A 19507-nucleotide genomic window follows, 5' to 3' on the forward strand; every position below is an offset into this window, starting at 1 on the left:
CGGGGACGAGGCGGGAACATCGCGGGGGAGAAGTGCCACCGCGCCTCTGACCGGGGGACACCGTCCCGGTCAGGACACGAGGGAGGAACTGCCGCGTCATGGCCGGTCTACCGCCGCAGCGCGTCCATGTGGAGCGCGGCGTCGGCGGCCGCCTCGTCGGGAGTCCGGCCGTGCCCACGGGCGGTCATGTAGGCGGCGTACCAGTTCCACCAGTCGTGTTCGGGAGCGGTCGCCTCATAGAATCCGTGGTGTTCCTCGGTCTCCCGCAGGAGTGCTGCCAACGTGGTGACGTCCATGACGAAACCTCCTCGGTCGTACGGGATCCCGTCACCGTCCGGGAAGGCGTACGTCGTGGAACACCTCATTCACGTCTCGCGTCGGCGCCCCCGGACCCCGCGGAACCGCGGGGCGCGGTCGACGTCGGACGGACCGGCTGACGTCACAATTGTCGCTTACTGGACAAGGTCCGGCGAGGCGAGTCGTCGTACCCGGCGCCGCGCCCGGTTCGGGGACACGCCCGACTACCGTCCGCTTCGATCCAGTTACGTTCGGAAAAGGGATTTGCGCGGCGAGGCGGTGACGACGTCCGCCGAGTTCGAGCCCCCGGGTTCGACGCGGCGCGGAGGTCGCCCGTCAGTGGGCGGTGCCGGTCTGCCAGGCGATCCGGTCGTCGATCGCGATGACCATGTTCCCGTCCTCCAGCACCTTGAGCGTCGAGCCGTTGGCGCCTTGGGTGTTGCTGGCCCACAACGGCTTGGCCTGGGCGCTGTAGACCACCAGGTTGCCGTCCGCCTGGAACACGGCCGTGTTCCCCGCGCCCTGGGTCCGGCTCGCCCAACGGGCCTTGCCGGACTCGTCGTAGAGCACCAGGTTGCCGTCCGACTGCATGATCAGCCGCGAGCGCACGGTCCGCACGAACTTCCCGACCTCGAACGTGAAGGGGGGCTTGAGCACCAGGGCGTCGGGCAGGTTGCCCCCGTCCGTGGAACCGTCGGCGCCTGTGCCCGTGTCCGAGCCGGAGGGCGCGTCGGTGCCTGCGTCGGGGGTCGCGCCCGCGCCCGCGGCGGACGGGGACGCCTTCACCGCGCTCTCGGAGGGGCCGGCCGACCTGTCGGCGGCACGGTCGGCACGGGCGGACGGTGTGGCGCGCGCGGACCCGGAGCCTTCGTCGCCGAAGGCGTGGAACAGCAGCAGCGCGGCGGCGGCGACGGCGACCAGCGCGCCCGCGCCGATGGCGGCAGCCCTCCCGCGCCGTCCGTTCTGGTGTCCTGCGCCTTCCGGCCGCGCGGTCGGAGCGGTCACCGGGTACGCGTCGTCCGGGTGGGCGCCATGGGTGTCCGCCGCGTGCGGGCGCGCGAGGGGGCCGGGGCCCGCTCCCGGCGCGAGGAGGGTGACGGCGTCCGCTTCCCGGGTGCCGGCCGCGGTGGCCGTCGTCATCGGCGGGGCGAGCGGCGCCGTCGCGTCCGAGACGCCGACCGACATACCGCCGCTTCCCGTACCGCTTCCCGTACCGCTTCCCGTGCCGGCGACGGCCGCGGCACGTTCCCGTTCCGGTGCGGGGCCCATGGCGAGCGCCCGCTGGTAGGCGGGATGCTGGACCAGATCGGTCTCGGCCTGGCAGAGTTCCACGATTCGCTGCAGGTGGGGGCGCCGGGCCGGATCACTGTGCGCGCAGGCCGAGATGAGCTCGGCGACGCCGGGGTCCACGCCCCGCAGGTCGATCTCCCCGTGCACCGAACGGTAGGACACGGCGGCGAACGACCCGTCCCCGTAGGGCGGTCGGCCGGTGACGGCGAAGGCGAGAGTGGCGCCCAGGGCGAAGACGTCGGCTCCCGGACCTGTCCCGCTGCCCGTGATCGTCTCCGGTGCGATGTACCCGGGACTGCCCATCGCGCCGCCGACCTGGGTCAGGTCGGACGGACCGCTGTTCCGGGCGATGCCGAAGTCGATCAGCTGGGGGCCGGTGGCGGAGAGGATGACGTTGTGCGGCTTGAGGTCCCGGTGCCACACACCGCGGACGTGGATCGCGTCCAGGCCCTCGGCCAGCGCGGCCAGCATGATCCGCGCCAGGTCGGCGGGGAGCGGTCCGTGGGCCATGACCGCGGCGTGGAGCGTGGGCCCCGGCACGTACTCGGTGGCCAGCCAGTACGGGGGTGTCTCCAGCTCCGCGTCGATGAGTGACGCCGTGTACGCGCTGCGGACCGTGCCCAGGGTCTCCACCTCGCGCCGAAACCTGCTGAGGGCGTGCTCGTCGTCGCGGAGGTGGTCGTTGATCACTTTGACGGCGACCGGACGGCCACCCGGCGAACGCGCGAGGTACACCCTCCCCATGCCGCCCTCACCGAGCCTGCCGACCAGCCGGTAGCGGCCCATGTGTGACGGATCGGAGCCATCGAGCGAATGCACTGGACCTGTCCTCCTGAAGTGGAACCCACAGTCACCGGATCCGCCGTGAGGTCGGCTCGGCCGGGCTCCAACTCCGTTGCCCAGTGGGGTGCGAGTACCAGTCCGTCGACTCCACGTCTGGACCGGACACCGACATAGTAGAGGGAGACGACACCCTCGCCTCACCCGATGCGGTGGTGCCACCCCGGCTGCGCGGTCTGCCCTTCACCGGGGAAGCCGAAGGCTGCCTCAGGCTTCAACTCGCTTATTCAATAGGTCAGTTACCGGACGGGTCCTCGGGAGCACGCGGCGGGGAGGGGGCCGTCCCAGTTTCGAGGGCGCAGTTGTCGGCCGGGGGAGGGGGGCGGCGGTGCCCAACGGCGTGTGGGGCAGGGGGTCTTGGGGCCCGGTCCTGGTACGCCCCGCCGCGGCACGGCCCCGTCCTGGGTGGCGTCACCACCGTACGGGCTCCGCCCGCGTCGGCCTACGGCTTCCGGCCGGAGCCGTCCTGGGCGGGGAGGCCGCCCTCGCCGGCGTCGCCTGGACGGCGGGGACGATGGGCGTGGACGGCGTCGGCGAGGGCGCCGTCCTGGTCCTGGTCGCGGCTCCGGAGCCCGTGGACGACACCGCTGATGTCGGTGTCGGAGCGGTTCTGGCTGAGTTTGAACTTGGCTTCGATACGGGTGATGGAGAGTTCGACGCCGACGATCGCTCGCAGTTGGCCTCGGATGTAGGCGGCCGGAGCGTCGTCGACGGACCAGGGGACGGCAGCGGCGGCTTCGTGTTTGTCGGTCAGTCGGCGTACCTGGTCCTCGACCCACGCGGGGTCGTCGTGGACGAGGAGGTGCCCGTGGACGTGCGCGGTGATGTAGTTCCAGGTCGGAACCTGTCGATGGTGCTCGGCCTTGGAGGGGTACCAGGTGGGTGTGACGTAGGCGTCGGGGCCACGCACGATGACCATGGCCTGGCCGGCCGTGGGCAGTCTCCACTGGTCGTTGTTGCGGGCCATGTGCCCGATGAGGGAGCCGTGCGCACCGGCCTGCGGGTCGTGGACGAAGGGCAGCAGGGTGGCCTGGAGGCCGTCCTCCGTGACCGTGACCAGGTCGGCGGCGCCATGGCGGTTCAGCAACCGCCGGACGTCCTCGTCGGTGGGGGAGAAATGTCGCGGAACGTACACGGTCGGCCTTTCGTGGACGGGGGCGGGTGGGCCGCCCTGTCCCTGGGGGGACTGAATTGCACCGACATTGTGCTAGTACAATATGTCATTTGAATTAGCGTAAACGTAGCGAACGCCCGTCTCCCGCGAAAGGGACGCGAGGCGGCGGGGGCGCAGCCGCCGGTGGGAACGCGGCGGCCGACGGCCCGCGCGGGGGTCGGGCCGGCCGACGGCCCGCCCGGCCGGGCGCGACCCGCCGCGGACGCGGGTGGGTGCGCGTCCGCGGCGGGATCGAAGCGGGTCGGTGCCCCGGCGTCAGCCGCAGTTGGTGCCGTACCTCTGGAACGACGTGCCGTCCATCGCGCCCCACCAGTCCACGCAGGAACCGGCGGCGGCGACGTAGACCGGGCCGACGTAGGAACGGAAGGCGCCGCCGTCCTGGTCGGCGTAGATCTCACCGCCGCCGCGCCGGATGTACAGCTCCATGGCGACCGGGTCACCCGCGACGTTCCGGATGGCCACCGCGCAGTTCTTGCCGGTGGCGGAGTTGTAGGTGAGGTAGGCCGTGCCGATCCCGCCGATCGGCGTGGAGTTGACGGTCCTGTAGCCGGTGCCGCAGGCCCCGTTGTAGGCGGCGGCCGCCGGGGCGGGTGCCGCCGACGCCACCGGTGCCAGAGCCGTGAGGGCGACGGCGCTCACTCCCGCCGCCACCGCGCCCTGCACCACACGCGTCATCCGTGACATTTCGTTCCCCGTTCGTCTCGTCGGTCGAGTGGGCGTCGGCGGCCCGGTTCTCACTGGCCGCCCGATGCTTTTTCCGTACGCCGAGTACGACCTGCCGACGCCCCCGCCCGTTGTGGCCGCCACGGCGACGACTCCGTGCCACACGTCATGGACGCGCACCAGTTCGGTGAACTCCCCGCGATGGGGGTTGCGGTGGCGCCCACGAGGCCCCGGGACCCGGGTCGGGCCGGGTCGGCAGCGCCGTCGGCCGGAACGTCTCACACCGCGACCAGTAGATTGGGCGATCCTTGGAAACGCGCAGGCCCACGCTCAGGGGAACACGGTGGGACCGGTGCGCGAGCCGCACCGGTCGAGGTTGCCGGAGAACGGGGGAGGGATGTCGGACAAGCGCCGGGACGGCGGACGCCCGCACGGCGAGCCCGTCTCGGATGTGCCGACCGTGCCGGAGGAGGCCGGCGAGCCGATGACCGCGCGGCAGGTCGACGCGGCGCCCGACAGGGAGCCCACGAGGACGACGAGGGCCACCGTCCTGACCCGGCTCCACGCGAAGGGCACGCTGCGCCGCATCCTGTCGGGCCGGTGCCTCGCCCGCGAGCCGGTGCGGGACGCGACCGGGTTCGTCGCCGGGCGCACGCGCCGCGGGCTGGAGAGCGAGCCGCGTCGGGAGCTGGTACCGGGACGCTTCGTGTCCTGCCTCCTGTCCGAGAGCGACGAGGACACGTCGCGGCGCCCGCTCCTCGAAGCCGGGGACGGCTCCCGGTGACCTACGTCCTCGTCCCTGTCGTGCTGGCTCTGGCGTTTCCGTGGGGCGCCTCCGTGGCCGCCCGCCGACTGGCCGGTGTTCTCCCGCCCCGGGAAGCGTGCTGGACCCTGACCGCCGCGGCGGTCCTCATGGCGGGCGGCACGATCGCGGTGCTGACCGGCCTGTTCCACGTGCCGTTCCTCGCGGCACTGGAACAGGTGCCCCTCACGCGTGTGCTGGAGGTCTGGCCGGCGGCGGTGCCGATGGCCTGCGCGTCCGGTGCGGTCATGTTCGTCCAGCTCGTGCGGCTGGTGCGGCGGTGGTTCCAGCACCGCTCGCTGCTCAGGCGCGCCTGGCGATCGGCCGCCGAGGGGACGGGCGCCGGGGACCTGCTGGTGGTGCCGGGCAGCGAGGTGGACGCCTTCGCTCTGCCCGGCCACCGGGGGCGCGGCGGCCAAGTCGTCGTGACCTCCAGCATGATGCGGGCCCTGGGGGCCATGGAGCGCGAGGTGCTGCTGGCCCACGAGCGCGCCCACCTGTCCGGCCGCCATCACCTGCTGTCGGCCGTGGTCGACCTGTCCACGACCGTTCACCCCGCGGCGCGGAGCCTGCGGGAGTCGCTGGGGTTCCACCTCGAGCGATGGGCGGACGAAGCGGCGGCGGCCGCCGTCGGTGACCGGAAGGTGGCGGCGGCCGCCATCGCCAGGGCGGCCCTGGCCGGAGCGTCGCAGAAGCGGCGTACCGGCGGCGGGTATCCGCTGCTGTCGGTGACGACCGGGCCCGTGCCCCGGCGGGTCGAAGCGCTGCTCCGGCCGGCGCCCGCGGCACCGCAGGGGGGAGCCCGGCAGGCGGGTGCCCTGGGTCTGGCGGTGGCTGTGGCCGCTCTGGCGTCGGCGGCACTCGCGGCGGCGTACGGGCTGCACGAGTACGTGGAGTGCGCGGCCGTCGCCGTTCGAGGAAGCTGAGCCGCGGCCGGGCGAGGAACCCGGCCCCCGACCACCGTCCGGGCGACGGGACTTGTCGCTTCGTCTCCGGTGGAGGGACCCGGCCGGACCGCTCCGGCCGTCAGGCCGGCAACGCCGTGCGGCGTTCCTGGACCTGGGCGTAGGCCATCAGGCCGAACAGGGCGGCGAGCAGCACGGCGGACGAGCCCACGGTGCCGAGGTCGAGGCCGCCCTTGGCGTGCGGCTTGGTGAGGAAGTCACCGGCGGTGGCGCCGAGCGGCCGCGTGAGGACGAAGGCGATCCAGAACAGCAGGACGTTCGGCACCACCGGGACCTTCATCAGCGCGACGAGGACCGCCAGCACCCCGGAGACGAGCAGCGCCCCGCCGAGGTAGCCGAGGCCGGAACTGTCGGAGAGGAAGTCGCCCATGGACGTACCGAGCGTGTTCGAGACGAGGATCGCCGACCAGAACAGGGCCTCACCGCGGAAGGTCACGATGTCGCGGATCTGGAACGTCATCCCGCTCAGTTTCCAGGCGAGGAAGATCGCGAGAAGGATCGAGACCAGGATGGCGGCGCCTTCGGGGTAGCCCAGCCCGAGGCCCTGCGGGCCCCGGCCGAGTGACGTCGCCCCCTCGGAGAGGTACTCGGCACTGGCGTCGCGGTTCATGAAGTCGGACATGGTGGTGCCGGCCATGCTGGTGGAGAGGATCACGGTCCAGTAGAAGAACGGGTTGTAGCGACGGGACCTGAGCTGGACGACCAGTGTCACCACGAACATCAGGAACAGGGCGATCGTGGTCACGAAGTAGCCGAGCTTGAGGGTCTGGGCGAACAGGTCGCCCGCCGTCTCGCCCAGGGTCGTCGCGGCGATCTTCATGATCCAGAACGCCAGAGTGACCTCAGGCAGCTTCTTCATCACCGAATTCGTCGAAGTCAAGAGAACGCTCCCGTCGTGCCTGGGGGAGTCGGCGTCCGCCGGACCCCGGCAAGGTCCGGCCGAACTGGTCCCACCACCCCTTCATGGCGGACGGCACACACCGCCGCCGGTTCAGAGGTCCCCGCCGGAAGGCGCTCGATCCCGCTCGGCCCCGCGAATCCACCCGACGGAGCGACGGCGAGGTGTCTCCCCTCGCGGCACCGCCGCAAGAGGCGTACGGAGCTATGCGTCCGGGTCCGGCGCGCCGTCCCCGCGGCCGGCGGCGTCGTGCTCGTCGTGCCGCTCCTCCTGGCGGACGGGGACGAGCAGGGTGAACGTGGTGGGGTCGGTGTTCGTCAGCAGAAGCCGCCCGCCGAGGGAGGCGGCCAGGTCGCGGGCGAGCGCGAGGCCGATACCCGTGCCACCGGAGTCACCGACCGAGTGACCGCGGTCGAACAGGCGGCCGGGCTCGATGTCCAGTACGCCCTCGTCGGCGACGTCGAAGGCCAGCGCACCGGCGAGGTCACGGACCGAGACGCGCACGCTGCCACGCCCGTGCGCCCGAGCGTTGTCGAGTACGACGCCGAGGATCTCGGCGACCGGTCCGCCCGGAACGCGTACGTCGGCCGGGGTGTCCTGCACCCCGCACTCCAGGCGCCGTCCGTCCTGCGCGAAGAGTCCGTGCCACAGTTCGTCGGTCTCCTCCAGGAGCGCGGCCACCGGGCGGTCGGACGCGGGCCGGTTCGGGGGGAGGGGTGAGCCCGCCAGGCGCAGCACCTCCTCCACGGTGTGGTGCAGCCGCGTGGTGGCGGCCAGGGCCTCCCGCAGCACCGGCCGCAGCCGGCCGTCGTCCTCCTGCGAAAGGCCCGCCTCCAGGATGAGCTGGAGCCCCGTCAGCGGTGTGCGCAGCTGGTGGGAGGCGTTCGAGGTGAAGTTCCTCTCGTGCCGCAGGAGTTCGGACAGGCTGTGCAGCATGTCGTTGTGCGTGAGGGCGACTTGCCGGATCTCGGCGATGGCGCTCGGGGCGGCCCTGGCGTTCAGGTCACCGGCGGTGACGGCCCGGCAGTGCCGGGAGAGGTCCTCCAAAGGGCGGGCGAGGGCGCGTGCCTGGTGCCGGGCGACGAGTACGCCGACGGCGAGGGCGAGCACGGCCGCGCCGAGCAGCGCCGCCCAGCCGAGGAAGACCTGGGTGCGGACGGCCGACACGGCGGAGGCGGTCCGGACGACGCCGATGACCTTCTCGTCGTGGGAGACGGGCACGGCGACGACGAGTTCGCCGCCCGACCGGGTGCGGGCGATGACGCCGCCGAGCGACCGGCGCACCGCCGCGTCGCCGGTCCGAGGGCCGCTGCCCGCGCGCAGCCGCGGAGCGGGGTCGTAGAGGCCCAGGTGTCCGGCCCCGCCCGGTGACGGCAGTTCGACCGGGTCCCCCGTCGTGTAGTCGGGGCTGACGCGGACGGCGGCGGCAAGAGCGGACCGTTCGAGCGTGTCGCGCTGGTGGGCGTACAGGGAGGACCTGATGGCGAGAGCCAGGGGGATCGCGAGGAGGATCAGCGCGACCAGCACCGCGGTGACCGCCACCCGCACGACACGCTGTCTCATGCCCCTCATCATGCGGGCCCCCGGCTTCGGGGCGCGCGGCGCGCCACGCGCTTTTGCCGTCGTCTAACCCTCGTCGTGCGGAGCGTTAACCAGGCGGTTCCTAGCGTTGCCGACATGACCGCCCGTCCCGGGGCGGTGGCCGGTTTCCCAGGAGGGCAGTGGCCATGTCACGCGTACGTACCCACGGCGTCGTCGCACTCGTACTCGCGGCGGCGGTGAGCACCGGATGCTCGGGGGCCTCCGCCGGCGCGGACCCGGGCTCCGCCCCGGCGGCGAAGGACACCTCCGGCGCCGCCGCGCCGCCCACCGAGTCGAATCCCCCCGGTGACATCCCCGACAACCAGGCATACGTCGCCTACCGGCCCTCCGGAGGCGGTTTCACGGTCAAGGTGCCCGAGGGCTGGGCCCGTACCGCGAAGGGCACCGCCACGGTCTTCACGGACAAGCTCAACCAGGTCCGCGTCGAGGCCGTCCCGGCGTCCGCGGCGCCCACCGTCCCCTCCGTCACCGCCCAGGTCGTCCCGCGGCTGAAGGGGCAGGTACCGAAGTTCGGCGGGGCCGGGGTGACGCGGGTGACCCGGCACGCGGGACCGGTCGTCCTGTTGAAGTACCAGGGCGACAGCGCGTCCGACCCGGTGACCGGGAAAGTGGTGCGCGACGCGTTCGAGCGGTACGCGTTCTACCGGCAGGGGCACGAGGTGGACGTCACGCTGTCCGGGCCCGTCAACGCCGACAACGTGGACCCCTGGCGGATCGTCAGCGACTCCTTCTCGTGGCAGTGAGAGGGAGCATCGTGCCTGTCCTCGCGTCCCCGTTCTGGTCACGGCTCCGCTCACGCACCCTGCCCCCGTCACCGTCACCGTCACCGTCCCCGCACCGGCCTCCCGCGCAGTCCCCGTCCGGGTCCCAGGACGCCCTCGAAGCACGGGAGCTGTACCGCTTCCTGCGCGCGGGTGACGAGGAGACCCTCGCGCTGCGCGGAGTGTCGCTGCGGGTCCGGCGCGGCGAGACGGTCGCCGTCGTCGGACCGTCCGGAGCGGGCAAGTCCACCCTCCTGTCGTGCCTCGCCGGCCTCGACGAACCCTCGGGCGGCGAGGTGCGGGTGGCGGGCGTGCGCATCAGTCACCGCCCCGAGACCGAACGCGCGCGGCTGCGCGCCCGCCACATCGGCGTGCTGCTCCAGACCCGCAACCTCGTGCCCCATCTCGACGTGCGCGACAACGTCCGCCTCGCGCAGAGCGCCGTGCGCGGCCGGCCCGACGTGCGGGCCACCGACCTGCTGGAACAGGTCGGGCTCGCGGGGCGGACCCGTGCGCTGCCCCAGCAGCTCTCCGGCGGGGAACTGGCACGGGCGGGGCTGGCGGTCGCCCTCGCCAACTCCCCGGAGGTGCTGCTCGCCGACGAGCCCACCGGTGAACTCGACGGCGACAGCGAACGCCTGATCCTGCGCATGCTGCGCGACCGCGCCGATCTCGGCTGCGCCGTACTGATCGTCACCCACAGCGCCGAGGCCGTACGGGTCGCCGACCGGGTGATCACCCTGGACGACGGGAGGGCGGGCGATGTCCCCGCGTGAACCACTGACGCGCCACGGCGAACCCGCGACGGCCCCCGCGGACGAGCCCGGGGGCCCGGACGAGCCCGGGGGCCCGGACGACGCTCTGGTCGTCTGCCGGGACGCCGCCCTCACCTTCGGCCGGGGCACCAACGCCGTGGTCGCCGTGCACGGGGCGTGTCTGACCGTGCGGGCCGGTGACCGGCTCGCCATCGTCGGGCCCTCGGGGTCGGGCAAGTCCTCGCTGCTGCACCTGCTGGCCGGACTGGAACGGCCGACGAGCGGCACGGTCGTCCGGCCTGCCCTGGACGGCCCCCGCGACATCGGGCTCGTCTTTCAGGGCGACAGTCTGATCCCCGCCCTCGACGTCGCCGAGAACACCGCGCTGCCGCTCGTGCTCTCCGGGACGACCGACGCTCTGGCACGGCGGGCGGCCGTCGAGGCACTGGCTCTGGTGGACGCCGCCGACCTGGCGGACCGCCTGCCGGAGGAGATCTCGGGGGGCCAGGCGCAGCGCGTCGCGGCCGCCCGCGTCCTTGCCCAGGCTCCCCGGCTCATCCTGGCCGACGAGCCGACCGGACGCCTCGACCACGCCACCGGTGCCCGTGTGCTGACGGCCCTGCTGACCGCGGCCGACGAGACGGGCGCGGCCCTCGTCGTCACCACTCACGACCCGGCGGTCGCCGCCCGTCTCGCCACCCGGCTCACCATGCGCGACGGCCGGCTGCTCGGCACGGCGGAGTCCGCACCCGGTCAGGAGGCACGGCCGTGAACCTCCTCGCCACCCGGCCGGTCACGCACACCGCTCCCGATTCGGAGATCCCGTCATGAACACCGCATGGGCCGGCGGGCTGGCCCGGCACCGCACCGGCCGGCTGCTGGCCGCCGTCGCAGGGGTCGCGCTGGCCGTCGCCCTCATCGCCGCTCTCGGTTCCTTCCTCACCGCGTCGAAGGCCACCATGACCCAGCGCGCCGTGCGTTCGGTCGCGGTCGACTGGCAGGTCGAGGTGCAGCCCGGCGCCGACCCGCGGGCGACGTTGTCGCTGATCCGGCACACGCCCGGCATCCGCACGGCCGTCCCGGTCGGGTTCGCCCGCAGCAGCGGGTTCACCGCGCGGACCGGGGGCAGCACACAGACGACGGGCCCCGGCACGGTGCTGGGCATGCCCGACGGATACGCGCACCTGTTCCCGGGCCAGGTACGGCGGTTGACCGGCGCGGCCGACGGTGTCCTGCTGGCCCAGCAGACCGCCTCGAACCTGCACGTCGCTCCCGGCGACACCATCGGCATCCGCCTCCCCGGAACCGGTCGGCAACAGCTCCGGGTGGCCGGCGTCGTCGACCTCCCCCAGGCCGATTCGCTGTTCCAGAAGGTCGGCGCCCCCACGCAGTCGCAGCCGTCCGCACCACCCGACAACGTCGTCCTGGTCCCGTCCGCCCGGTTCGCCTCGCTGACCGCCCACGCGGGCGGCGCCGCCGTCACCACCCAGATCCACGCCTCACGGAATGCCCGGCTGCCCTCCGACCCCGCCGCCGCCTTCACCGCGGTGACCGGAGCCGCCCACCACCTCGAGGCCCGTGCCTCCGGTGGGGCGCTCGTCGGCGACAACCTGGGCGCCGCCCTCGACTCCGCCCGCCAGGACGCGCTCTACGCGCAGATCCTCTTCCTGTTCCTGGGCGTCCCGGGCGCGGTGCTGGCCGCCGCCCTGACGGCCGCCGTCGCGGCCGCCGGCGGCGAACGGCGCCGCCAGGAGCAGGGCCTGCTGCGACTGCGCGGGCTGCCGCCCCGGCGTATCGCCGCGCTGTCGGGTCTGGAGGCCGCGCTGGTGGGCGTCACCGGCGCCCTGGCCGGAATCGGGCTCGCCGCGCTGACCGGCCGATTCGCCTTCGGCTCCGCCTCCTTCGGGGCACGGACGGCCTCCTGGCTCGTCTGGTACGCCGTCGCCTTCCTGCTGGGCGCCGCGGTGGCGGCGGCAGCCGTACTGGTCCCCGCGCTGCGCGACCTGCGGTCCGTGACCGTCGCCGACACCCGCAGGCCCGGACGCCGTACGGGGTCCGCGTGGTGGACGCGGTACGGGCTCGACGTCGCCCTGCTGCTCGGCTCCTGGCTGGTCTTCCGGGCGTCGTCGGGCAATCAGTACGCTCTCGTCCTCGCCCCGGAGGGCGTGCCGAGCATCTCCGTGTCGTACTGGGCGTTCCTCGGCCCCGCACTGCTGTGGGCGGGTTCCGCGCTGCTGCTGTGGCGGCTCACCCTCCTCTCGCTGACCCACGGCCGCCGCCTGCTGACGCTGCTCTCGCGTCCGCTCGCCTCGGACCTGGCCGGGACGACGGCGGCCGTCCTGTCCAGACGGCGGCGCCCGCTGGCCCGTTCCGTGGTCCTGCTGGCGCTCGCGGTGTCGTTCGCGGTGTCCACGGCGACGTTCAACACGACCTACCGCCAACAGGCCGAGGTCGACGCGCGGCTGACCAACGGCGCCGACGTCACGGTCACCGAGCCGCCCGGGGCCGCTGCACCGCCCGGCGCGGCGGCTTCCCTGAAGGTCCCCGGCGTGCGCCGTGTCGAGCCGCTCCAGCACCGGTTCGCCTACGTCGGCTCCGACCTCCAGGACCTCTACGGGGTACGGCCCCGGACGATCGCCTCGGCGACCTCACTCCAGGACGCGTACTTCTCGGGAGGCGGCGCCCGCGCCCTCATGGACCGGCTCGCCCGCCGACCCGACGCGCTGCTGGTCAGCGCCGAGACCGTGCACGACTTCCAGCTGGCGCCCGGTGACACCGTCAACCTCCGTGTCCAGGACGGCCGGACGAAGACGCTGCGCACGGTGCCCTTCCACTACGTGGGGATCGCCAAGGAGTTCCCCACGGCGCCGAAGGACAGCTTCTTCATCGCCAACGCTGCGTACGTGGCCCGGGCCACCGGCACGGACGCGGTGGGCGCCTTCCTCGTGGACACCGGCGGCAGGCGTCAGAAGGAGGTCGCCGCACGACTGCGACAGCGCCTGGGCACGGGCTCGACCGTCACGGACCTCACCACCGCCCGGGGCGCCGTCGGCACGAGTCTCACCTCCGTCGACCTGGCCGGACTCACCCGGATCGAGCTGGTCTTCGCGGTGCTGCTGGCGGCCGGCGCGGGCGGTCTCGTCCTCGCGCTCGGCCTCGCCGAACGGCGCCGCACCTTCGCCGTCGCCACGGTTCTCGGCGCCCGGCGGCGTCAGCTGCGCGGCATGGTGGTGACGGAGGCGCTGCTGCTGACGACGGCCGGCCTGGCCGGTGGCGCGCTCATCGGCTGGGCGTTGTCGGACATGCTGGTCAAGGTGCTGACAGGGGTGTTCGACCCGCCGCCCACGGCTCCGGCGGTGCCCGTCGGCTACCTGGCGCTGACCGGTCTCGCGGCGGCGGCCGCCGTCCTGGCCGCTGCTCTGAACGGGGTGCGCGGGGCCGCCCGGCCGGCTGTCGAGGAACTGCGGGATCTGTGACGGTGCCACCACGTTCTACGCTGCCGGGCATGCGCACGCCCACCGCAGCGGACCCCGCCCGAACCCGTCCGGTCCAGGTCCTCGTCGTCGAGGACGACGAGACCATCGGCCGGCACCTCGACACCGGCCTGCGCGGCAACGGCTACGCGTCCACCTGGAGCAGGACGGGTTCGGGCGCGCTGGCCGAGGCCGCGCGGTCCGTCCACGACGTGCTCCTGCTGGACCTCGGGCTGCCGGACATGGACGGGCTGGACGTGGCCCGTACGCTGCGCGCCCGCTTCCCGGACCTGCTGATCGTGATCCTCACCGCCCGCACGGACGACATCGACGTCATCGCGGGGCTCGACGCGGGGGCCGACGACTATCTGGTGAAGCCCTTCAGCCTGACCGTGCTCCTGGCGCGGCTCCGCGCCCACATGCGACGCCGGACGATCACCTCGCCGCCGAGGGAGCCGATCCGGCTCGGCGACTTGGTCGTCGACATCACGGCACGCCGTTGCACGCTCCACGAAAACGAAGTAGGGCTGCGCCCGAAGGAGTTCGAGCTGCTGGCGGTACTCGCCCGGCACGCGGGCGAGGCCGTGTCCAGGGAAACCCTGATGGCCGAGGTCTGGGACGAGAACTGGTTCGGGTCGACCAAGACGCTCGACGTGACCATGGCGGCGCTGCGGCGCCGGCTCACGGGCGCGGTGGCCCAGCCGTCCCGTGTTCCACGCGTCACCACCCTGCGCGGGCACGGCTACCGGCTCGAACTGCCTTGAGGACAGCGGGACACGTACGGGCGGGGGCACGGGACCGTCGCGACCCTGCGCGGGCACGGTTACCGGCTCGAACTGCCGTGAGGACAGCGGGACACGCGCGGGCGGTGACACGGGACCGACGACACCCCGGTCGTCTTCCCGGCGCCGTGACGGCGGATGCCACCGGCCCGGCCGTGCCCCCTTCCGCTCGGGGCGTCGCCCCGTCGACGCCGTGGAGGGCGACGGGGGAAGCGGGAGGAGACGGGCGGGCCCCGCGCACAAGTGGCCGCGGGAGCGGGCTCAGTCGGCCCCCGGTCCGTCCGATGGCGCCTGGGGGTTGTCGCGCCGCACGAGGCGGTAGCTCATGTGGTCCGCGGAAGCCGGCCACAGCCGGTGGCGTGCGGGGGCGGCGAGGTGCTTCGACTTCCGCGGCCGTACGCTGCGCGCGGCGTTCACCAGGGCGACCATGGCCGGCGAGGCGCCCCACAGCTTGCGGTACTGGTGCGCCGAGATGCCGGCGAGCCGGGCGGCCACCGGCCGGGTCTCACCCCGGCTGATGGCGATCAGCATGACCCTGAGCCGCGCGGCCGTCACCTTGCCGTGGAGGTGCGGTCCGTGGGTGGCCGCCAGTTCACCGGCCGACTTCACTGCCGCGGCGAAGGCGGGGTTTTTCTCCAGCCGGCCGTGAAGCACCCGGTCGGGCACTCCCGCCCATGTCGCGGCCGCGTCGGGGCCGAGTCCCAGTGCCGTGGCCTGCAGTACGCCGGCCATCCGCGACGCCGTCTCGTCCTGCTGGCTCGGCGGGCCGCCGAGAGGCCCGCGCAACGCGTTCTCCACCTCTTCGCGTGCGCTGAGCCATGCCACGACGTGGGCCGCGCGCCGACCGCTCGCCGGCTCCTCCGGTTCGTACACCGCCCGCCCCCGCTCCGCGACCTGAAGTGAGTGAGTGACCGACAACGAGCGACTACGACGGAGTAGACGGTCTACCGAACTGTGGACGATCGGCGGGTCCCGGGTGTTCTCGAGTGCGCGGAGGGCGGGAGGCGTTGTCCCGCCGTCCGTGGTCGCGCAGCGGGCCCACCTGGAAGCCCCGACTCGCACAGGTGTCGAGTATCCGGGGGAGGGCACCCAGGGTCGCGCGCCAGGACTCGGGCGCCGAGGTGCAGTCGGAGTCGTGGAGCAGGACGGTGCCGCCGCCGTCCAGGTCGGCGGTGACGACGCGGTGGACGGACTCGGGGGTGGCGTGTGCCGTCCAGTCCTCTCCCCAGCAGGTCCACAGCACCGGGGTGAGGCCGAGGCGGTGTGCCGCGAGGTGGGCCGCGGTCGACATGACACCGTACGGCGGGCGGAAGAGGGTGGGCGGTCGCCCGGTGAGGGCGGCGACGGTGTCGCGGGCACGGGCGAAGTCGTCGTACGTGGCGCGTGGGCCGCGGAGGAGGAGCGGGCGGTGCAGCCAGCCGTGGACGCCGATCTCGTGGCCGGCGGCGGCGATCTCCCGCACGACGTCCGGATGGCGCCGGGCCTCTCTGCCGAGCAGGAAGAAGGTGGCACGGACCTCGCGTTCCGCGAGCAGTCGCAGGAATCGCGGGGTCGACCGCGGGTCGGGTCCGTCGTCGAAGGTCAGGGCGACGTGGTCGGGGCGGCCGCGGCCCGAGAGGCGGGGCATGGCGCGGTTGCGCAGCGGTCCGAAGGTGGAGACCACGGGTGCGGCGTGGACGGCGACGAGAGCCGGCAGGGCGGCCAGCGCGGCCGTGCGGAGCGTGCGGCGGGCGGTCATGAGTGGTGGCCTCCGGATCCGGCGCCGTGGCCCTCCCCTTGGCGGAGGTCGTCCAGGTCGAGGCCGTGGCCGATGGTCCGCACCAGGCTGGGTCCGTCGGGCGCCGTGGCGCCTCCCGTGACCACGGCACACGCCCATACGGCGCACGCGACCGCGGCCGTGGCGGCGAGCCGACGGGGCGCGGGGCGCACCCGAGCGGCCGGGGCCGAGTGTTTCCGTGCCGGTGCCGGGTCTTTCCGCGCCGGTGCCGGGGCGGGCGACGTTCGCCCGTCAGGGAGGGGTGTCCGGTGCGGGCTCTCCGCGGGCCGGCCGGAGGTCCTCGTGCCGGGGGTACCCGGGTTTTCGGCCGGTGCGGCGAGTGGGAGCACCTCCCGCGCCCTCGAGGCGGCGGGGGAGCGTACCGGGCGTCGCGACGGGGCGGACCTCGCCTGCCACGGCGCCGTCGTGTGCCGGTGCCGCCGCGCGATCTCAGCCGCCGGGCCCTGGCCGGGAGTTCGGCCGAAGAGGGCGAACGCGGCCACGCGCTGCCGGACTCCGAGTGCGCCGTCCGTCAGATCGGTGAGCACGGCCTTCAGATCCGACGGGTCATGGATCCACGCGGCCACGCCGGCTTCGTGGAGCGCTGCGGCGTTGGTCAGGCCGTGGCCCGGTATGCAGCGGTAGCTCGCGACCGGCAGCCCCGCCGCGAACGCCTCCAGCGAGGTCAGACCGCCCGCGTTCTGCACCAGGACGTCGGCGGCGTTCATCAGGGCGGGCATGTCGTCGACCCACCCGTAGGCGTACTCGATGCCGTCGGCGCGCAACCGCGCGGCCAGCGCCTCGTTGCGTCCGCAGACGACCACCGGTACGACCGCGCCCGAGTCACGCAGTTCCAGGGCCACCTGCCGGACGGGCCCGACGCCCCACGATCCGGCGACCAGGAGTGCCAGCGGGGCCCTCTCCGGCAGGCCGAACCTGTCCCGTGCCCGGTCACGTTCGGCCCCGGTGCAGGGCCGGAAACGCGGATCGGTGACCGGCCCGCACACCCGCACGGTCCGGGCGCCGGCGGCACGCGCCTGGGCAGCGGTCACCGGGTGGGCGGCCAGATGCACGTCCACGCCGTCCGCCACCCACAGCGGATGTACGGAGAAGTCGGTCAGGTAGGTCAGGACGGGAACGGCCAGCCTGCCGTCCCGGCGCAGACTGCCCAGCACCTGACTGGCCCCGGGGTAGGTGGAGACGACGGCGCCGGTACCCGGGTGCAGGGCGTGCAGCACCCGGCGTTCGGCCGCGCGCAGGAGCGCCCGTGCGGCCGGGCCGCCGCCTCCGGCGCGCTCGCTGCTGGAGTAGATCCGCTGATAGGCCCACGGGGCACGGACGAGCATCCGGTGGTAGCCCGTCCGGACCGCCCGGCCGAGACCGGCGGGCAGCAGGTCCAGCAGGTCGTGGCGGTCCACTGCGAACCCGTCCGCCGTGAGGCGGCGGGCCAGTTCGGCCGCCGCGCCGTCGTGGCCGGCGCCGACGCTCGCGGAGAAGACCGCGATCCGGCCCGCATGCGGCGTCATGGCCGTGCGAGGGCCCGACAGGGCATTCGCGACCACCGGCCCCGGAGGCACCGGTCCCGGAGGCACGGGTCCGGGGAGCATGCGTTCGGCGTGGGGCATGGGCTGTTCCTCCACCGTCAGAGGGCATGCGGGATCTACAACATGTAGTAGTTCACGCTTTGAAGCCCGGAGCTTACCTCCTACGTCTAGTAGGAGATCGCCGGGTAGTCTGTCCCGAACGCGGGAGCGGGAGGTGGACCGTGAGCGAACAGAGGGGACAGGAACCCCCTCGCGGATCCGGCAGACGGGCCCGCGGCGAGCTGGAGAGCGACGTACTCGCCGCGCTCTGGGCCGCGGACGGCCCGATGACCGCTCGTCAGGTACGAGAGCGTCTGGCCGCCGGCCTGGCGTACACCACGGTTCTGACGATCCTGACCCGTCTCCACGGCAAGGGCATGCTGGTCCGGCACCGAGAGGGCCGGGGATACGCGTACACACCGGCTCGGGACGAGGCGTCGCACACCGCCCGGCGCATGCGGTCGCTCCTGGAGGGCGGACCGGACCGCGAGGCGGTGCTGACCCGCTTCGTCTCCGAACTGTCCGAACAGGACGAGGAACTGCTGCACACCCTGCTGTCCGAGCACGAGGGGCGCGGCGGCGACGAGACGTCCGACGGAAGGCCCTGAGCCGGTGCGGATCAGCGTCTACGTCCCGTTCCTCGTGTCCGCCCTGCTCACGCTTCCGGCGCCGCGTCTGGCGAGGCGGCTGGCCCCGCGCCCCGCGGCATGGGCCCTGGCCTGCGCCGCGCTCGTCACGGCGGCCGGATGGACGGGATCGCTGGCGCTCCTGGCCTTCACCGGCATCGCGCAGATACCCCAGGTCGCCGCCGAGGGTCACTGGTCGGTCCGGGCGCTGCGGGCGGAGGACCCGGTGCACCTCACCGTCGCGGCGGGCAGTGCGCTGCTCCTGGCCGTGAGCCTCGTACGGTTGGCCGCGGCCGCCCTCCGGCACGTCCGCCGGGCCGCCCGCGCCCGGCGGGAGTGCGCACGGCTGCCCGGAGACACCGAGCTGGCCGTCCTCGACGACGACGCACCGCTGGCGTTCGCGCTGGCGGGTACGCCCGGACGGATCGTGGTGTCCCGAGGCATGCTGCGGTGCCTCGACGACGACGAACGCAGCGCCCTGCTGGCGCACGAGCGGGCGCATTTGAACGCCGGGCACCATCGCTTCCTGACCCTCTGGCGGCTCACGGCGGCGGTGAACCCGCTGCTGCGGCCCCTGGCCGACGCCGGCTCGTTCGTGCTGGAACGCTGGGCGGACGAGGAGGCCGCCGCGCGGGTCGGCGACCGCGCGGTCGTCGCCCGCGCCGTCGGGCGAGCCGCCCTGGCGTCCGCGGGCGTGTCACGCCCCAGCGTCCTGGCGGTGACGGGCGGGGTCGTTCCCCAGCGGGTACGGGCCCTGCTGGCCCCGCCTCCCCCGCGCCGGACGCTGCCCTTCGTGGCGGGCGCACTGCTGCTGACCCTGTGCTTCGCGAGTCTGGCCGACGCCGCGTCCGACAGCGACGAGATGGTCGACAGCGCCAAGCGTGTGCTGTGTGCCGCGCACCGCGCTCCAGCCGGGACGACGGCCGCCACGACGGACCACCCGCGGAGGCGGCACGACTTCTGTTGCGGTCACCGGGACCGTGCCGAGGCCCGGGGCCACCGCGTATAGCCGAGCGGTACGTGCCTCCCGAGGGCCGCGGTGGTACGAGCCCCCCCCAGGGCCATGGCGGTCGCGCACTTCTGTGGCCGCGGCGGTACGCGCATCCCTGTGGCCGCGGCGGGTGGTGGCATCCTCGGCCCCGTCGTGGCCACCCCTTCGTGCGGCCCTGGCGCGACAACCCGGCGTGATCCGGGCGCCGGTGGCGAACCGTCACCCGTCAGGGGCGCCGGTCACGGCGTC

18 protein-coding genes are annotated in these 19507 nt (G+C 73.8%); 9 read left to right on the forward strand and 9 right to left on the reverse strand.

Going from position 1 to position 19507, the window contains the following annotated elements:
• Positions 1-107 precede the first annotated feature (107 nt).
• The 4 genes from ACFVTC_RS00960 to ACFVTC_RS00975 all read right to left on the reverse strand — a co-directional run bounded on the left by ACFVTC_RS00960 (position 108) and on the right by ACFVTC_RS00975 (position 4276).
• Positions 108-296, reverse strand: a complete 189-nt coding sequence (locus tag ACFVTC_RS00960; protein ID WP_390122590.1) for a bleomycin resistance protein — start codon at positions 294-296, stop codon at positions 108-110.
• A gap of 337 nt (positions 297-633) precedes the next feature.
• On the reverse strand, positions 634-2406 hold the full coding sequence (locus ACFVTC_RS00965; RefSeq protein WP_390122592.1) for a protein kinase: 1773 nt from the start codon (positions 2404-2406) through the stop codon (positions 634-636).
• A 463-nt stretch (positions 2407-2869) separates the two neighbouring features.
• A complete protein-coding gene (locus ACFVTC_RS00970) occupies positions 2870-3562 on the reverse strand; it encodes an FMN-binding negative transcriptional regulator (protein ID WP_390122594.1) in 693 nt (230 codons plus the stop codon).
• Positions 3563-3856: 294 nt separating this feature from the next.
• Entirely contained in the window at positions 3857-4276 is a 420-nt protein-coding gene (locus ACFVTC_RS00975; RefSeq protein WP_390122596.1) for a spore-associated protein A, read from the reverse strand.
• A gap of 385 nt (positions 4277-4661) precedes the next feature.
• Between ACFVTC_RS00975 and ACFVTC_RS00980 the strand changes: the two genes are divergently transcribed.
• Positions 4662-5048: a BlaI/MecI/CopY family transcriptional regulator gene (locus ACFVTC_RS00980; RefSeq protein ID WP_390122599.1), complete on the forward strand. Its 387-nt coding sequence runs from the start codon at positions 4662-4664 to the stop codon at positions 5046-5048.
• Positions 5045-5992 (forward strand): M48 family metalloprotease, encoded by a 948-nt coding sequence (locus ACFVTC_RS00985; protein WP_390122601.1) that lies wholly within the window; start codon positions 5045-5047, stop codon positions 5990-5992. Before ACFVTC_RS00980 ends, ACFVTC_RS00985 begins: the two co-directional genes overlap by 4 nt.
• A gap of 100 nt (positions 5993-6092) precedes the next feature.
• Here the strand turns inward: ACFVTC_RS00985 and ACFVTC_RS00990 are convergent, their stop codons facing one another.
• Positions 6093-6890 (reverse strand): hypothetical protein, encoded by a 798-nt coding sequence (locus ACFVTC_RS00990; protein WP_390122604.1) that lies wholly within the window; start codon positions 6888-6890, stop codon positions 6093-6095.
• A 243-nt stretch (positions 6891-7133) separates the two neighbouring features.
• Positions 7134-8492 carry a sensor histidine kinase gene (locus ACFVTC_RS00995; protein ID WP_390122606.1) on the reverse strand — a complete coding sequence of 453 codons (1359 nt, stop codon included), beginning with the start codon at positions 8490-8492 and terminating at the stop codon, positions 7134-7136.
• Between the two features lie 164 nt (positions 8493-8656).
• On the opposite strand from ACFVTC_RS00995, the gene ACFVTC_RS01000 reads away from it, so the two are divergent.
• The 5 genes from ACFVTC_RS01000 to ACFVTC_RS01020 all read left to right on the forward strand — a co-directional run bounded on the left by ACFVTC_RS01000 (position 8657) and on the right by ACFVTC_RS01020 (position 14284).
• A complete protein-coding gene (locus ACFVTC_RS01000) occupies positions 8657-9274 on the forward strand; it encodes a hypothetical protein (RefSeq protein WP_390122609.1) in 618 nt (205 codons plus the stop codon).
• Between the two features lie 149 nt (positions 9275-9423).
• A complete protein-coding gene (locus ACFVTC_RS01005) occupies positions 9424-10068 on the forward strand; it encodes an ABC transporter ATP-binding protein (RefSeq protein WP_390123723.1) in 645 nt (214 codons plus the stop codon).
• Positions 10055-10819 carry an ABC transporter ATP-binding protein gene (locus ACFVTC_RS01010; RefSeq protein ID WP_390122612.1) on the forward strand — a complete coding sequence of 255 codons (765 nt, stop codon included), beginning with the start codon at positions 10055-10057 and terminating at the stop codon, positions 10817-10819. Before ACFVTC_RS01005 ends, ACFVTC_RS01010 begins: the two co-directional genes overlap by 14 nt.
• A gap of 55 nt (positions 10820-10874) precedes the next feature.
• On the forward strand, positions 10875-13523 hold the full coding sequence (locus tag ACFVTC_RS01015) for an ABC transporter permease (protein ID WP_390122614.1): 2649 nt from the start codon (positions 10875-10877) through the stop codon (positions 13521-13523).
• Between the two features lie 29 nt (positions 13524-13552).
• Positions 13553-14284, forward strand: coding sequence for a response regulator transcription factor (locus ACFVTC_RS01020; RefSeq protein ID WP_390122616.1), 732 nt, complete (start codon positions 13553-13555; stop codon positions 14282-14284).
• Between the two features lie 279 nt (positions 14285-14563).
• Here ACFVTC_RS01020 and ACFVTC_RS01025 read toward each other — a convergent pair whose 3' ends face one another.
• The 3 genes from ACFVTC_RS01025 to ACFVTC_RS01035 are packed head-to-tail and all read right to left on the reverse strand — an operon-like array spanning position 14564 to position 17584.
• Positions 14564-15175, reverse strand: a complete 612-nt coding sequence (locus ACFVTC_RS01025) for a hypothetical protein (RefSeq protein WP_390122618.1) — start codon at positions 15173-15175, stop codon at positions 14564-14566.
• Positions 15176-15227: 52 nt separating this feature from the next.
• On the reverse strand, positions 15228-16040 hold the full coding sequence (locus tag ACFVTC_RS01030) for a polysaccharide deacetylase family protein (protein WP_390122620.1): 813 nt from the start codon (positions 16038-16040) through the stop codon (positions 15228-15230).
• Positions 16037-17584: a glycosyltransferase gene (locus ACFVTC_RS01035; RefSeq protein WP_390122622.1), complete on the reverse strand. Its 1548-nt coding sequence runs from the start codon at positions 17582-17584 to the stop codon at positions 16037-16039. The genes ACFVTC_RS01030 and ACFVTC_RS01035 overlap by 4 nt, the downstream gene beginning before the upstream one ends.
• Positions 17585-17823: 239 nt before the next feature.
• Here ACFVTC_RS01035 and ACFVTC_RS01040 point away from each other — a divergent pair, with 239 nt between their 5' ends.
• Both ACFVTC_RS01040 and ACFVTC_RS01045 read left to right on the forward strand, forming a co-directional pair.
• Positions 17824-18249, forward strand: coding sequence for a BlaI/MecI/CopY family transcriptional regulator (locus ACFVTC_RS01040; RefSeq protein ID WP_390122624.1), 426 nt, complete (start codon positions 17824-17826; stop codon positions 18247-18249).
• 4 nt (positions 18250-18253) lie between these two features.
• Positions 18254-19276 (forward strand): M48 family metalloprotease, encoded by a 1023-nt coding sequence (locus ACFVTC_RS01045; RefSeq protein WP_390122626.1) that lies wholly within the window; start codon positions 18254-18256, stop codon positions 19274-19276.
• The last annotated feature ends 231 nt before the right edge of the window (positions 19277-19507 follow it).

The sequence above is a fragment of the Streptomyces sp. NPDC057950 genome, from assembly GCF_042887295.1.
Lineage (GTDB): Bacteria > Actinomycetota > Actinomycetes > Streptomycetales > Streptomycetaceae > Streptomyces > Streptomyces kaempferi.